Raw genomic sequence first — 14,234 nt, 5'->3', positions numbered from 1 at the left:
CCCATATAAAATTATCGTTAATGTTAGCACTCGGAATCGCAATTTTGTAAGCTATCCAGTAGCTTTTCCATGGCTTCTAGTTGCTCACATAGCGTTTGAATCATGCATCGTAGGATTGGAATTAATTCTTGACAGATGCAGAACCTAAGCACATTTTGTGCCAGTCTTATGCCCCCCTGATGATGGACAATCATTTCCCGAAGATAATTGATATTAATACTATTAGAGACTGGTGGAGCACACATTGCATTGAACATAGCTTCTGTAATTTCTTTGTAAGCACACATATACTCGTATAATTCATACTCTGAATTTTGCACGACACAACATCGGTTTTGTATCGCTTCAAGACTCTCAAGCATTTCTGTATGTGTTCGAATGATTTCTAATGCGAGATTTTGCACAGGTATATTCGTTGTATAACGTAAAACATTTTCAGACATTTGGATTGCTGCAACTTGATGAGGGATGATTTGCTTAATAAAATTTTCTGAGATGCTACAAGTAATGGTAACATAGGTCATACCCTGCATCATTTTTTTGAGGATTCGCTGATATTCCTCTAAATATGCCTTTGTCACATTACTAAGTTCAATTGGTTTAGCCATTAGACACACTCCTTTCAGAGTAATGTATGCCTGCTAGGTTGTTGTGCGATAGACAATTGTACCAATTGCTCAATTTTTATCAGGCTTAATCATCGTAAAAAACTATACTTGCTCTTTCTTATATGTATCTATGCATGTTGAACAAATGCATATATTTGGCTTTCTTTGCACTGTTTTTAACAGGTGTTCGGGGATGCTAACTGTCATACACCAGCACTCTTTTTCTCCTTTCGCCACACCACATTGATTTTCTCCCCCACATAATGGACATCTCTTTTCTTCAGTTGACATGCTCTTACAACTCCTTTATTTTTCACCATTGTAAAATAAAAAGGGAAGAGCGCTCAATACCTTGCTCCTCCCAAAATGTTTAATGTTGATGCTTGTGTATGTCTTGTTTCACTTCTTCAATATCTGTGTCACTATAAATGGCTGTTCCATGTCCACCGCTTTTTGCTAACAGGGCCTTCACTTCATTATACGATAATCCTGCCTCTGCATTTTTTTGCTTCACTTCGTTAATATTTGTGCCTGCAGATGTAAACTGGACGTCTTTTTCATGATTCATTATTTTTACCTCCTATAGTTCATCTGGCTGCATTTCAATTAATTCGTCGCCTTCTCTTTTTACACGCTTATTGAGTTCCTCTATCGGAATGGCATCTACAGTTTGCATATCCTCATGCAGATCGAAAAGACTGATCGTATCTGATTCAACCATGTCAGGCTTGTCCTTACTATTTAAATTCATGAACATTTTCTTTTCATGTGGTATTTTTTCGATGTCCATTCTGTCACACTCCTTTTCCTATAATGTGTGTAAAGCTGAACAGATTATGTGTCTTTCTCTTTCGCACTTTTATCAATTCGATGATACTCAGCTATTTGAATAACTCGTACATGCTTTGTGTGCAGTTCATGGTATATCCCCCTACTATCCGTAAAGGAGATATATTGATCACGTTCATTTTTCACTAATTTTTCTGCCTCTTGTTGCGATTCAATAAAAATGAATCTTCGAACATAATGTACCTCATCAAAAAAATAAGTAATTTTAAATTCCTTCATCTTTATGCCCCTTAACCTGCAATGTCACTGCTTATTCTGTCCAGAAACAGAAAAACCTTGCATTCCTAAAATTACATAAAACATTTGAAGCATATAGTAGAACAATAAACCATTGCATTGGAGGGAATAATAATTGATTCATACTGTCAAAGCTGGTGAAACCCTTGCTCAAATTTCTCAAGATTACCGTACACCTTTGGCATCCATTATCGCTGCTAATCCAGGAATTCAGCCTGATCATCTTTTCATGGGTCAACAAATCATCCTCCCCGGCTTGCCCGCACCCGAAACAATTCCTTACCGTATTGAGATATCTACCAACAATCGATGGCTACGTTTATATAGAGACAATATCCTTCAAAAACAATACCCGATTGCAGTTGGACGCATGCTTCACGAAACACCAGTAGGTAGTTTTATTATCATCAATAAAGCACCAAATCCTGGCGGTCCTTTTGGCACGATGTGGATGAGTCTTTCTAAAGAACACTATGGAATTCATGGCACAAATGATCCTAGCTCGATTGGGCATGCTGTTTCACATGGGTGTATCCGTATGCAAAATCGAGATGTTGAAGAGCTAGCCAGTATTGTGCCAATAGGAACAGAAGTAGTGATTCATCCCTAACTTAAAAGGCTATCTAGTGAGTTTAGATAGCCTCTTGTTTTACTGATCTTGTTCTCTAGCCTGTGCAAGCTTCGTTAAATAGTATTGCTCTTCACGCCACATATGATCCGCCATCGGAGCTGTAAATGTACCTAGCACCTCTGCACTTAGCTCCATTTCTTCTAGTTCTCTTAAAAATGTTTTAAATAATGTCATTTCAAGCTCAACATCTTTATTAAAGCGTTTTAAAGCAGGAAAGGAATTCATATTCGTACGTAAATAGCCTGTTAATTCAACAGCCTTTAAATAAAATTGCTCAAAGTGTTGGGCAAACTCATGGCTCTTTTGCTTCAAGCGCTTCTCAACACCATCTAAATCATCCTTGATAATGCCTGCATGTCCGGAGGCATCTAAAAGCCAAACTAAATGATGATGAAGCTCATGAAAAATTGGTGGTGCTTCTCCTTTTTTCAAATAACCCAGCACATTTTGATATTCTTCTAATTCATTAACCATATGGTTGACAAACGTAGGCGTTAAATGAATCCCGATATCTCCCAATAATTGATGCCTAAGTAGATGAAGCTTGAACTGCTTAAATTGCTCAACATTGTCGTCCACAGACACTGAAAAAGATACAGCATTTGTTTCATCGAGTGAAGGGACATAGGTAAGTAGCTGCGAGAATTGATAAATATACGTATGGGCTCTTTGAATATCATCCTCTTCTGAGGGATAAAGGGCGTCATGAATAAATTGAGCATGGTTTTGCATGATTTCTAGCCAAAATCTATGCTCAAAAATGGCATGTTGCACAAAATTAGACAAAGGTCTGCCTCCTCTTAGCTCCACTGAGCTGTCTTTGCTTTTTGTTATCTCCCCATTCTATTCTTCGTGCTATCCAATTAGTCGCACTGCAAATTTCGTATAGGATGAAATGCTAAAAGCTATACTACCTATGGCAAAGGCAATTATTGATGGCTTTATTTAAAACTATAGGAGGGAATACGTTGTCAACAAGTAAACAGCTATTATCCATATTCGCCCTAGGTGGCATAAATGAAATCGGTAAAAATATGTATGTAGTACAATATGCAGATGACATAATTATTATTGATTGTGGAGCAAAATTTCCGGATGAAACCCTGCTCGGAATTGATTTAATCATTCCTGATATTACGTTTTTACTTGATAATAAGGAGAAAATTAAGGCATTAATTGTCACGCATGGACATGAGGATCATATTGGTGGAATTCCCTATTTACTAAAAAAATTAAATGTCCCTGTGTATGCTACCCGATTCACGCTCGGACTTATTGAGTTAAAGCTTAAGGAACATAAACTTTTAAGAGAAACGGATTTAATTGAAATTCATGCTGATTCAGCCCTACATTTAGGACAAATCGATATTAGTTTCTTTAGAACCAATCATAGTATACCCGATTGTTTAGGAATCGTTTTAGCTACCCCTGAAGGAAATGTTGTCCATACAGGAGACTTTAAATTTGATCTAACGCCCGTTAACAACCAGTTTGCTGATATTCATAAAATGGCTGAAATCGGTTCAAAGGGTGTGCTTGTTCTTATTTCAGAAAGTACAAATGCAGAAAGACCAGGTTTGACCCCTTCTGAGCAACTTGTAGGGCATCATATAGAGGAAGCCTTTTTACATGCTGAACGAAAAGTAATCATCTCAACCTTTGCTTCAAATGTTAATCGCATCCAACAAATCGTACATGCAGCAATTGCCACCAATAGGAAGCTAGCTTTAGTAGGGCGTAGCATGGTCAATGTCGTTGATGTCGCGATTGAACGAGGTTATTTATTTGTACCAGAAGATCTGTTAATTGATGCACGAGAGGTCAAATACCTCCCACCAGAAGAGGTGGTCGTCCTCTGCACTGGTAGCCAAGGCGAGCCTCTAGCTGCCCTCGCACGAATAGCAAATGGCAATCACCGTGAGATAAAAGTTTTGCCAGATGATACAGTCATTCTTGCCGCTTCACCAATCCCAGGTAATGAAAAGGGCGTTTCTCGAATTGTGGACAATTTGTTCCAGCTTGGTGCTAAGGTTATTTATGGTTCTTCCAGTCATACAGGTATGCATGTATCAGGTCATGGTCATCAAGAGGACTTGAAACTTATGCTGACCTTTATGAAGCCTAAATTCTTCATTCCTATTCATGGTGAATATCGTATGTTACATCAACATCGTTTATTAGCAGAATCTGTTGGCGTTCAAAAGGGACATACATTTATTATGAAAAATGGGGATGTTGTTGATATTGAACATGCGAAGGCAAGGCAAACACGGAAAATTCCTGCTGGGGATACGTATGTAGATGGGATTGGCATTGGTGAGGTCGAAGGAATTGTCCTCCGTGATCGCAAGCAACTTTCAGAAGACGGAATGCTTGTTATTGTATTGACACTCAATAAAGCTGATGGTGCTTTTATTTCAGAACCCGATACCATTTCACGTGGTTTTGTTTATGCAAAAGATTTCGAGGCACTATTAACTAAAGTCAATGTGCTTACCAAAGAAATCGTCAATGAGCTTCAAGAAGAAGGCAGACAGCAAATACATGTCCTTCGCCGAGAAATTAAAAGAGCTGTTGGACAATATTTATTTACCCAAACAAAGCGAAAGCCCATGATTTTACCAATTATTATTGAAATTTAGCAAGTCGGTGCAAGGATTGCCTAATCCATTTGCACCGACTTATGTTAATTGCTCAACCTTTGAAAGGAATCATTTAGAAAATCTCCATTAAAAACCTTATGTAACATATCAGCATATAGATATTGGAGCTGTTCAAAGCTATGATGTAAGTTTTTTGAATGCTGATTCACTTGTTTTGACACATTATCGAAATACTGTGGAAGCTTTTCTACCGCTGTGACTAAAGAATCTTTATTTATTAATAAATGTTGAATAGCGTTTAATAGTTGAGCTACTCTATGCTGTATATCAAGAGGAGGTAATTCAATTATTAAACGAAAGATATGACGCCTCTCTTTATTTATTTGATACCATTTAAAAAAGTGAAATAAATAATCACTAACAACAATGGATTCATTCGGAATAATGGCAATGATATCATGACCGATACACACAGCTTTTTTACATTGATAAATAAGGGTTTCCTTTAAATTCAATTTATTGAGAAGGATGCTTTTTGCAGGTACTAGCGACAAATCAAATGAATCAACCGTGTGATCAATCTTTGGTACTTGACTAGCATCATCATCTACCAATAACTTCAATAGTGTTGCTTTGGTGATATAAGGAGTACCTTCCGTAGTAAAACATTGATCATTCACAATTAAATGACCAATTTGGACTTTTGCTATTTCTTCTAAAAAAAACTGCTTCACCATATATGAACCCTCCAATCCTCTGTCCCAATTAATACCCTGAATACAATCCTCATTAACGCATTATACCTAGTTATTTATTTAGGTCATTTGTCTGAATAAAGTATTACTCTAAAGATTGTACCATTTTAATGTAACTTTTTCTCTATTATACCACTATAATAGTATAGTCATTTCCATTGTTTTTCACTAGCTTTTAACTTAGAGGTGAATCATATGTCAGATTTTTTAAAGCTAGTAGGTGAACAACTTCGGATTATTCGGTTATCTAAAGGACTTAGCCAAGAAGAAGTGGCTGAAAGGACAGGGAAGTTAGGTTTCAGTAAAGGAAGGGTTTCCAATATTGAGCATGGACAATCTAATATTACCTTAAGTACTTTGGAAACAATCATGAAGGCATTAGACATTACCCCTGAGGAGCTATTTAATTTTCAAAAATTATCTGGCGTTACTGATATTGAGGAGAAAAACCTCATGCTAGACATTCATCGCTCATTATTAAGAGAACGAAATTTAGACGAGGTCAAATATGTAGTTCGTATTACGAAGGATTTTTTAGATACCATTGATTCTCAATCAAAGAAAAACAGCTCCAACGGTCAATGACCAGTGGAGCTGCTTCTTTATTCAACATAACTTTTAGTAGCTACATACCAAACTTTTGACGATAGCCACATTTTCTACATAATTCTTCTACAGCTTCCCTTCGTGAGAAGCCTGCTACGATCTTATTGGCACGTTCCCCTTCTACAATTTCGGAGAAGGATTTTTCGTGTACATTTCCTAAATTTATGACACCTTCCCCATCCAAACAGCAAGGTACAACGGTGCCATCCACCAATATAGCTGCTTGACTACGCAGTGCATGACAAAAACCCTTACCTTCATCCTCAGGCTCTAGAAGACTTGGCCATCTAAACTCATGATCCTGATTTAAATACACATGAGGGGCAATTTTTACCCCTTTTCCAGGCTCTACTTTTTCTTCTATACGGTAATCAAGATTATACTCATTTTCTAATATTTCTAAAGTCTCACGGTTGCGACGGGCTGCAACATCCGAAACATGATCCTGTTGTAGATTCCATAAACGATAGGAAATAATCGTATTGTATTCCCTAGAATCTCGCACAAAATCTAAAATATCCCCTAAATATTTTTCGCGATTTTCGGAGCCTTCATGCCCATCAAAGCTATGCAACGAGAAATTAATTTGGCGTAATGCTGGCTTTCCTAATATTTTCTCGCGGTTCTTTTTAATTAGCGTACCATTCGTTGTAATATTCACTTTAAATCCTTTTGCATGGGCAGCATCTAATAGCTGATCAATTCTTGGATGTAGTAATGGCTCTCCTTTCACATGCAAGTAAATATATTTTGTATGTGGACGAATTTCATCTAATATTTTATTAAATTGTTCGACTTTAATAAGCCCTTTTGCACGAGCTGTTGGTGGACAAAAACTACATGCTAAATTACAGACACTCGTAATTTCTATATAAACCTTTTTAAATGTTTTCAATGTTACTTCTCCGTTCCCATTCACTAAATAATCAAATCTCATTCATTTTAACAAATTTATTGGATAGATAGCAAAAATCGTTGAGTTTCCATCTAGAACTCCTACCTTTTCTCTAGGTAACATGGCTACACGTACAGGTGGGTTCACGAAGCACTAATATCTTAATAGTAATAGGAAAGGAAGGGAGGAGAAACGATGTCTAATTTTAATTCTAAAAAATTTTATGGACCTGATGAACCTGAGCAGGAATCCTCTAACAAGCAAGGGAAGAATCATATAACAATCAATTTTACATTCAATATAGGAAATACTGATTTTCACTTTGAGCAACGAGCGGAAGGCGGAGGCCAAATCAATCATGATGTAGGTACAAATGCCAACCAAGGTGGTCAAAATGCTAGTAATGGTAGTCATACACGCAACGTCAATTCGCAATTTGCTGACGGTAATGGAAGAAGTGGTATTGCTGGTAATAATAATGACGAGGCTGGTGGGCAACAAGGCATTAAAGTACGGGATAGTCTTGTCATTGATAGTGATATTCATTCATCCTCTAACCATAGTGAAAGTAATGAAGAGCCTGATGTATTAACTGAAGAAGGTGAGTAGATTTGTTTAAAAAAGTCATATCAGTAGCAGAAAACAAGACGAGTGATTGTTTCCTTTCCACCAACGTCCTTTTTTTGGAGCACGAAGAGCTCTGTGCTCTGCCACTGGAAAGCAAGTAGCCTGCAACTGTTTGCATGACCTTTCACAAAAAGACTATTGATGGTTTTGTTTTTCAACACGATGAAAAAACTTCTATCTGCTTGATGGTACCCTCAACAGATAGAAGTTTTTTTATTACACATTGCGTTTATAGTTTTTTGTGCCATCATATGAATAAAGCATCGGCTTTTTATCCACATAGGTTTCTAAATGAACAGGACGTCCCCATAGCTGGTAAATATAAGGCAATACATTTTCTAAATAGTGTGGATCTAACTCCATCCCTTCATAGCCATGAACTAAATATAGCTCGCCATTTCGCAAATAATCACCATTTTTTACGACAATGTATGGGAAGCCTCCATTTACACGCATGGATACAAGCTGATCGCGAACCATCTCGTGATCCTTATCCGTTATACGGTATTCATTCCCTTTCTTTTGGAACAAGTACAAATCTTCACGCTTCGCTAAATCCTTTGTTAAATAGTTTCGAATAAAGGAAATATCTGATTCTACCTCTCTAACCTCAAAAATCTTTTCACGTCCTGTATTTGGCAAAACACCTAACCGTTTCATTTCCTCAGTAGGGTTATTATAACGATTTTCAATATCCTCGAAAATTTTAATCCCAAGATAATATGGATTAATCGATGTTTTGGAAGGCTGCACAACCCCCGCATTTAATTTGGCATATTCGATTGTTTCAGCAGTTGTTAGCTTTAGCTCCCGCATGATTCGTTGATGCCAGAAGGAGGCCCAACCCTCGTTCATTATTTTTGTTTCTAACTGAGGCCAAAAATAAAGCATTTCCTCTCGCATCATTGTTAATATATCTCGTTGCCAGTCTTCCAATTCACGGCTATGCTCCTCTAAGAATAACAACAGATCCTTTTCTGGCTGAGGAGGAAATTGCCTTAATCGGCGTCGGATTGGTTTATAAACTTTTTCTTTTTCTTCTATACTCCATAAATCATCGTACGGTGATTTTGCTGGTGGTTTTTCCTCCTCAAGCTCATCCTCCTCACTCCAGGATAGCTTCGGTCGTAAAATAGATGGATCAATATGCTCTTGAATAGCTAAAACAGCATCTAAAAACTGCTCCACCTCATCCTTGCCATATTCTCTCTCATAGCCAGCTATTCGCTCCGCGGTTGCGGTCATACTTTCTACCATATCTCTTCTTGTATTAGAAAAACGTATATTATTTTTGAAGAAATCGCAGTGTGCTAAAACGTGGGCAATAATCAATTTATTTTGCGTTAATGTATTGGTATCGAGTAAAAATGCATAGCAAGGATTTGAATTAATCACAAGCTCATAAATCTGACTAAGCCCTAAATCATATTGAAGCTTCATTTTATGAAATTGTTTACCAAAGCTCCAGTGGGAAAAGCGCGTAGGCATACCGTAGGCGCCAAATGTATAAATAATATCTGCAGGACAAATTTCATAACGCATTGGATAGAAATCTAAGCCAAAGCTTGAGGCAATTTCGGTAATTTCATCTATTGCTCGATGAAGCTCTTTTGTGTCCATGTTACGCCCCCTCCTTTGAACGTGGTGCTGAGCAAACTTCCTTGTTACTCTTCATTTTTCTTAAAAAAGCTCTTTAAGGCGTCATAGACATCGCCTTTTTTTCTCAGAATATGGTATCTAAATTTAGGATCATCAATTTTTTTATACGTATACATAAGCGTTGAGAAACGGTTATGCTGATTCACCTCACCATAGCCAAACATGCTGGATACATCCATTAATTCTCCTACTAGCTTTAAGCACTTTTCATTATCCATCGATATATTTTCACCGTCTGAAAAATGGACAGGATAAATATTGTAGCGAGATGGATGATATTTATCCTGAATTAATTCCAATGCCTTTTTATAAGCTGAAGAACAAATGGTTCCTCCACTTTCGCCCTTTGTAAAGAATTCCTCTTCTGTGACAACCTTTGCCTCTGTATGATGAGCAATAAATTCAATTTCTACTGTTTCATATTTTGAACGTAAAAATTTCGTCATCCAAAAGAAGAAGCTTCTGGCACAATATTTTTCAAATGCTCCCATCGAGCCACTTGTATCCATCATGGCGAGCACTACTGCCTTGGATTCTGGTTTCTCCACTTCATCCCATGTTTTAAAACGTAAATCGTCATTGTGGATTGGCGTTATTTCTGCTTTCCCATGCATCGCATTGCGCTTTAATGCATTTAAAATGGTACGCTTTTTATCGACATTACCCATGAGTCCCTTTTTTCGAATATCATTAAACTCTATTTTTTCTGTTTTAATATCTGCCTTTTCTTTTTGCTGTAAATTAGGTAACTCTAGTTCATGGAATAAAACATTTTGAATTTCCTCAATACTGACTTCCGCTTCATAATAATCTTGGCCAGGCTTGTCACCCGCTTCTTTTCCTTTACCTGGAGCCTGATTGGCCTTACTTCCATCGCGTGCTACTACGTCTCCAACACTACTATCCCCTTGTCCTTGCCCTACATGCTTAGAATTATCATAGTTATATCGAATCTTATATTCATCAAGTGACCGAATTGGTATTTTAATAACCTCGCGACCATTGGACATCACAATACTTTCTTCGCTAACTAAATCAGGTAAATTATTTTTAATCGCATCTTTCACTTTTTCCATATGGCGTTGCTGGTCCTGGTGCCCTTTACGATGGAGGGACCAATTTTCCTGAGAAATGACAAAGCGTTTATTTTCGTGTTCAGTCATTTTTATCCTCACCCATCTATCAAATTCGCTTTTTCTATACTATGCTTGTGAGCTAAATTTTTGAACTTTTTTCATAAAATCAATTGCTTCCAGATTTTTTTGAGCTTCCTCGAAAAGCTACTCTTCAAAATCTGTAACATCCGCTAAGACTTTATCTAGATTTTTTCATTGAACCAAAGAGAACAATTTGTGCATCCATCTCACCACCTATAAAGGTGAGCGTTTTCTGCTGAATCAAAATAAATCTCTCATCCTGATAATAAAAGGAGTGCCCTAAAAATGGGACACTCCTATCTGAATTGGAACAATCAACATAGTTATCGATTGAGCAAACTTCCTACATACTGTAGCAACTCATTTGCTGATGTTGTATTATAGCCATGTTCATCAACAAGCCTTGCCACAACCTCATTAATCTTCTTCAGTTGAGATTCATCTGGCATTTTAGAAGAAGTAGTAATTTTAACGACATCTTTCAAATCTGCAAATAATTTCTTCTGAATGGCTTCTCGCAATCTTTCATGAGAATTATAATCAAAACGTTTACCTTTTCGTGCATAGGCAGAAATTCGAATGAGAATCTCTTCACGGAATGCCTTTTTAGCATTTTCTGAAATGCCAATTTGCTCCTCAATCGAGCGCATTAATTTTTCATCTGGATTCATTTCTTCCCCAGTAAGTGGATCATAAATTTTATTTTTATTACAGAATGCCTCTACATTATCAAGGTAGTTATTCATCAACGTTTTTGCAGATTCCTCATAGGAGTACACAAAAGCCTTTTGTACTTCATTTTTAGCAATTTCATCATATTCTCTACGAGCAACCGCAATGTAATTCATGTATTTTTCACGATCCTCTTGAGAAATCGATGCATGCTGATCTAACCCATCCTTCAATGCTCGTAAAACGTCTAATGCATTTATCGATGGTATCTCTTTGCGGATAATAGCAGAAGAAATACGGTTAATAATATAGCGTGGATCAATACCGTTCATGCCTTCATTCGGGAACTCTTTCTTCAGCTCCTCTAAGTCAACGGAATTAAATCCCTCCACATTTTCTCCGTCGTACAAGCGCATTTTTTTAATTAGATCCACACCTTGTTTTTTCGGAACTTCCAAACGAGTGAGAACCGAAAAGATTGCTGCGGCCTTTAAAGCATGCGGTGCAATATGGACATGGGACATATCGCTCTCTTTTATCATCTTTTCATAAATATGCTCTTCCTGACTAACTTTGAGGTTGTAGGGAATTGGCATAACGATAATTCGAGAATGTAATGCCTCATTCTTTTTGTTCGAAATAAATGAACGATACTCTGTTTCATTTGTATGAGCAACGATTAACTCATCTGCACTAATTAAAGCAAATCTTCCTGCTTTGAAATTTCCTTCCTGCGTTAATGATAATAAATTCCATAAGAATTTTTCATCTAGTTTTAGCATCTCCTGGAATTCCATCATTCCTCTATTAGCCTTATTCAGCTCCCCATCAAAGCGGTAAGCACGAGGATCCGACTCTGAACCAAATTCGCCAATTGTAGAAAAATCAATACTTCCTGTTAAATCAGCAATATCTTGCGATTTAGGGTCTGATGGTGTAAATGTCCCAATACCCACACGTTTGTCTTCTGAAAAAGTAATACGTTCAATCATCACATTCTCAATGCGTCCATCGTATTCCTTTTCAAGCCGCATTGTATTTAAAGGCGATAAACTTCCTTCAATTCTAATACCATATTCCTCAAAGAACTCATTACGCAAATGATGTGGAATCAAATGGAGTGGATCTTCATGCATTGGACATCCCTTAATTGCGTAAACCGCACCCTCATCTGTTCGCGAATATTGTTCTAATCCGCGTTTCAGTAAAGTAACGATTGTTGATTTACCACCACTAACTGGTCCCATTAATAATAAAATACGTTTTCTAACATCTAACCTGCGTGCTGCTGGATGGAAATATTCCTCCACCAGTCTTTCAATTGCTGTTTCAAGCCCAAAAATTTCTTGTCCGAAAAATTTGTACATTTTTTGCCCATCGCGTTCCTCTACACCAGCACTTTTTATCATATTGTAGACGCGTGAATGGGCTGTTTGAGCAACTTCAGGTCTTTCCCTAATGATGTTTAAATAATCTGCAAATGTCCCTTCCCACTTCAGCCTGTTTTCTTCTTCGCGATAGTTTTTCACTTTATCTAAAATGTTAATAGCCTTCCCTCCATTCAGGGCTTGATTTATAACATAGTATGAAGTTAACAGCATGATGATACCATTACTTTTTCTTTGATGAAGTTTCTTCTTATTATTTCTATTTTTCGGGGCAAAAAAATGGCAGATATATCAACTGTTTTCATACATAGAACCTTACTGAATGAAGATAAAAATTTCGGTTATTCTAACGTTAGAAAGGAGGTCCATCATTGCATCGCCATTTTACATTACTTTTCACATTTTTATTTTTAGGAATTATGCTGTACCCCTCTGTCTCTTTTGCAAAGGAAGAGCTAACAGAAGAAGAAATTTTACAGCAGCGTATGTCCTATTATGTACAATTTGACGAATTACTCATTCCTTGGCATTTTTTAGCTGCTATCGATCAATATGAAAGAAACCTACAGTCAGTTCGTAAAGATATCCCTAAACGAGAAGGTTATTTGGCTATCCAATTTTCTGATGAATACTGGTCAGGTGCATTAAATCCTATAAAAGAAGACACTTCTCCTGAGACAATCAGCTATTTCGGAGGAATGGGCCTTGATGGCAATCACGATGGGATCGCCAGTCCTAAGGATGATGAGGATGTCATTTTCTCGATGGCTAGTTATTTAGGGAAATTTGGAACCACTGATGAGGATTTTAAATTAGCTTTATGGGAATATTACGGAAGCGAAGAAGCAGTCAATCAAATATTCACCATCTCCACATTGTACAGACATTTTAAAACAATTGAGCTTGATGCACATACCTTCCCGTTAAATGTTCGCTCTGATTACAGTTACAGGGGCACTTGGGGCGCCAATCGTGGTTGGGGTGGACGCCGAATTCATGAAGGAACTGATATTTTTGCCAGCTATGGAACGCCAGTATTATCTACCTCTTATGGAATTGTTGAGGTAAAAGGATGGAATCAATTTGGTGGCTGGCGCATCGGTATTCGCGACAATCATAATTCCTATCACTATTATGCCCACCTTGGTAGCTATCATAAGGATATTGAAGTCGGTTCAATTGTAAAACCTGGTACTGTTCTTGGTTATGTTGGAAGCTCTGGGTATGGGAAAGAAGGTACATCTGGTAAATTCCCTCCACATCTTCATTATGGGATATATAAATTTAATGGCAGAAACGAATGGGCTTTTGACCCGTATCCTTCACTTCTACAGTGGGAGCGGCAAGCAAAAAATCAAAAACAATAAAGAAACTTTTACTTATGGCACTTGAAGCAAATTGCTTCAGGTGCGTTTTCTTTCCACATAGGAAATTCTACATAAATATATAAATCAGTTGTTAGACATCTATATATATTTAACTATTAATAAAAGGAAAACAATTATGTCATTGTACTAAAAAACTATTTTTAAATATTTCTATCGAAA

Annotated in this window: 16 protein-coding genes; 5 read left to right on the top strand and 11 right to left on the bottom strand. The window is 37.2% G+C overall.

The window, feature by feature from the left end; all coding sequences use genetic code 11:
* Positions 1–23: 23 nt before the first annotated feature.
* From V1L66_RS03765 to V1L66_RS03745, 5 genes are all read right to left on the bottom strand, one after another.
* Positions 24–608, bottom strand: coding sequence for a DUF305 domain-containing protein (locus V1L66_RS03765; RefSeq protein ID WP_333004949.1), 585 nt, complete (start codon positions 606–608; stop codon positions 24–26).
* A 102-nt stretch (positions 609–710) separates the two neighbouring features.
* Positions 711–899, bottom strand: a complete 189-nt coding sequence (locus V1L66_RS03760; RefSeq protein WP_081977478.1) for a cysteine-rich CWC family protein — start codon at positions 897–899, stop codon at positions 711–713.
* 79 nt (positions 900–978) lie between these two features.
* A complete protein-coding gene (locus V1L66_RS03755) occupies positions 979–1,176 on the bottom strand; it encodes a gamma-type small acid-soluble spore protein (RefSeq protein WP_312124443.1) in 198 nt (65 codons plus the stop codon).
* Between the two features lie 12 nt (positions 1,177–1,188).
* Positions 1,189–1,398 (bottom strand): hypothetical protein, encoded by a 210-nt coding sequence (locus tag V1L66_RS03750; RefSeq protein ID WP_004225632.1) that lies wholly within the window; start codon positions 1,396–1,398, stop codon positions 1,189–1,191.
* A 44-nt stretch (positions 1,399–1,442) separates the two neighbouring features.
* A complete protein-coding gene (locus V1L66_RS03745; protein WP_016993469.1) occupies positions 1,443–1,676 on the bottom strand; it encodes a hypothetical protein in 234 nt (77 codons plus the stop codon).
* Between the two features lie 133 nt (positions 1,677–1,809).
* Between V1L66_RS03745 and V1L66_RS03740 the strand changes: the two genes are divergently transcribed.
* A complete protein-coding gene (locus V1L66_RS03740) occupies positions 1,810–2,304 on the top strand; it encodes a L,D-transpeptidase family protein (protein WP_333004954.1) in 495 nt (164 codons plus the stop codon).
* Between the two features lie 39 nt (positions 2,305–2,343).
* Here the strand turns inward: V1L66_RS03740 and V1L66_RS03735 are convergent, their stop codons facing one another.
* Positions 2,344–3,111, bottom strand: coding sequence for a DUF2935 domain-containing protein (locus V1L66_RS03735; RefSeq protein WP_016993467.1), 768 nt, complete (start codon positions 3,109–3,111; stop codon positions 2,344–2,346).
* Between the two features lie 182 nt (positions 3,112–3,293).
* Between V1L66_RS03735 and V1L66_RS03730 the strand changes: the two genes are divergently transcribed.
* Positions 3,294–4,967 (top strand): ribonuclease J, encoded by a 1,674-nt coding sequence (locus tag V1L66_RS03730; protein ID WP_016993466.1) that lies wholly within the window; start codon positions 3,294–3,296, stop codon positions 4,965–4,967.
* A 44-nt stretch (positions 4,968–5,011) separates the two neighbouring features.
* Here the strand turns inward: V1L66_RS03730 and V1L66_RS03725 are convergent, their stop codons facing one another.
* Positions 5,012–5,665 carry a hypothetical protein gene (locus V1L66_RS03725; protein ID WP_333004961.1) on the bottom strand — a complete coding sequence of 218 codons (654 nt, stop codon included), beginning with the start codon at positions 5,663–5,665 and terminating at the stop codon, positions 5,012–5,014.
* Positions 5,666–5,878: 213 nt separating this feature from the next.
* On the opposite strand from V1L66_RS03725, the gene V1L66_RS03720 reads away from it, so the two are divergent.
* The gene (locus tag V1L66_RS03720) at positions 5,879–6,268 is read left to right on the top strand and encodes a helix-turn-helix domain-containing protein (protein ID WP_004225641.1); all 390 of its coding nucleotides are present in this window, start codon (positions 5,879–5,881) and stop codon (positions 6,266–6,268) included.
* Positions 6,269–6,308: 40 nt separating this feature from the next.
* Here V1L66_RS03720 and V1L66_RS03715 read toward each other — a convergent pair whose 3' ends face one another.
* Positions 6,309–7,184 carry a radical SAM/SPASM domain-containing protein gene (locus V1L66_RS03715; protein ID WP_258860043.1) on the bottom strand — a complete coding sequence of 292 codons (876 nt, stop codon included), beginning with the start codon at positions 7,182–7,184 and terminating at the stop codon, positions 6,309–6,311.
* A 195-nt stretch (positions 7,185–7,379) separates the two neighbouring features.
* Between V1L66_RS03715 and V1L66_RS03710 the strand changes: the two genes are divergently transcribed.
* On the top strand, positions 7,380–7,793 hold the full coding sequence (locus V1L66_RS03710) for a hypothetical protein (protein ID WP_016993463.1): 414 nt from the start codon (positions 7,380–7,382) through the stop codon (positions 7,791–7,793).
* Positions 7,794–8,027: 234 nt separating this feature from the next.
* Here V1L66_RS03710 and V1L66_RS03705 read toward each other — a convergent pair whose 3' ends face one another.
* The 3 genes from V1L66_RS03705 to V1L66_RS03695 form a co-directional block, all read right to left on the bottom strand.
* Complete coding sequence (locus V1L66_RS03705) at positions 8,028–9,431, bottom strand: SpoVR family protein (protein ID WP_016993462.1); 1,404 nt, start codon at positions 9,429–9,431, stop codon at positions 8,028–8,030.
* 44 nt (positions 9,432–9,475) lie between these two features.
* A complete protein-coding gene (gene yhbH / locus V1L66_RS03700; RefSeq protein ID WP_036076919.1) occupies positions 9,476–10,633 on the bottom strand; it encodes a sporulation protein YhbH in 1,158 nt (385 codons plus the stop codon).
* Between the two features lie 317 nt (positions 10,634–10,950).
* Positions 10,951–12,846 carry a PrkA family serine protein kinase gene (locus V1L66_RS03695; RefSeq protein ID WP_036077019.1) on the bottom strand — a complete coding sequence of 632 codons (1,896 nt, stop codon included), beginning with the start codon at positions 12,844–12,846 and terminating at the stop codon, positions 10,951–10,953.
* Between the two features lie 212 nt (positions 12,847–13,058).
* Between V1L66_RS03695 and V1L66_RS03690 the strand changes: the two genes are divergently transcribed.
* Positions 13,059–14,054, top strand: coding sequence for a M23 family metallopeptidase (locus V1L66_RS03690; RefSeq protein ID WP_312124445.1), 996 nt, complete (start codon positions 13,059–13,061; stop codon positions 14,052–14,054).
* Positions 14,055–14,234 lie beyond the last annotated feature (180 nt).

The organism is Lysinibacillus sp. IITD104 (genome assembly GCF_036698265.2).
In the GTDB taxonomy this organism is placed as follows: Bacteria; Bacillota; Bacilli; order Bacillales_A; family Planococcaceae; genus Lysinibacillus; species Lysinibacillus boronitolerans.
This window is presented reverse-complemented; position numbering and strand designations above follow the sequence as displayed.

Coding starts and splice junctions, on each gene's coding strand:
- V1L66_RS03765 (WP_333004949.1), bottom strand. CDS start 608: ATGGCTAAACCAATTGAACTTAGTAATGTGACAAAGGCATATTTAGAG.
- V1L66_RS03720 (WP_004225641.1), top strand. CDS start 5,879: ATGTCAGATTTTTTAAAGCTAGTAGGTGAACAACTTCGGATTATTCGG.
- V1L66_RS03750 (WP_004225632.1), bottom strand. CDS start 1,398: ATGGACATCGAAAAAATACCACATGAAAAGAAAATGTTCATGAATTTA.
- yhbH (WP_036076919.1), bottom strand. CDS start 10,633: ATGACTGAACACGAAAATAAACGCTTTGTCATTTCTCAGGAAAATTGG.
- V1L66_RS03710 (WP_016993463.1), top strand. CDS start 7,380: ATGTCTAATTTTAATTCTAAAAAATTTTATGGACCTGATGAACCTGAG.
- V1L66_RS03760 (WP_081977478.1), bottom strand. CDS start 899: ATGTCAACTGAAGAAAAGAGATGTCCATTATGTGGGGGAGAAAATCAA.
- V1L66_RS03745 (WP_016993469.1), bottom strand. CDS start 1,676: ATGAAGGAATTTAAAATTACTTATTTTTTTGATGAGGTACATTATGTT.
- V1L66_RS03725 (WP_333004961.1), bottom strand. CDS start 5,665: ATGGTGAAGCAGTTTTTTTTAGAAGAAATAGCAAAAGTCCAAATTGGT.
- V1L66_RS03755 (WP_312124443.1), bottom strand. CDS start 1,176: ATGAATCATGAAAAAGACGTCCAGTTTACATCTGCAGGCACAAATATT.
- V1L66_RS03705 (WP_016993462.1), bottom strand. CDS start 9,431: ATGGACACAAAAGAGCTTCATCGAGCAATAGATGAAATTACCGAAATT.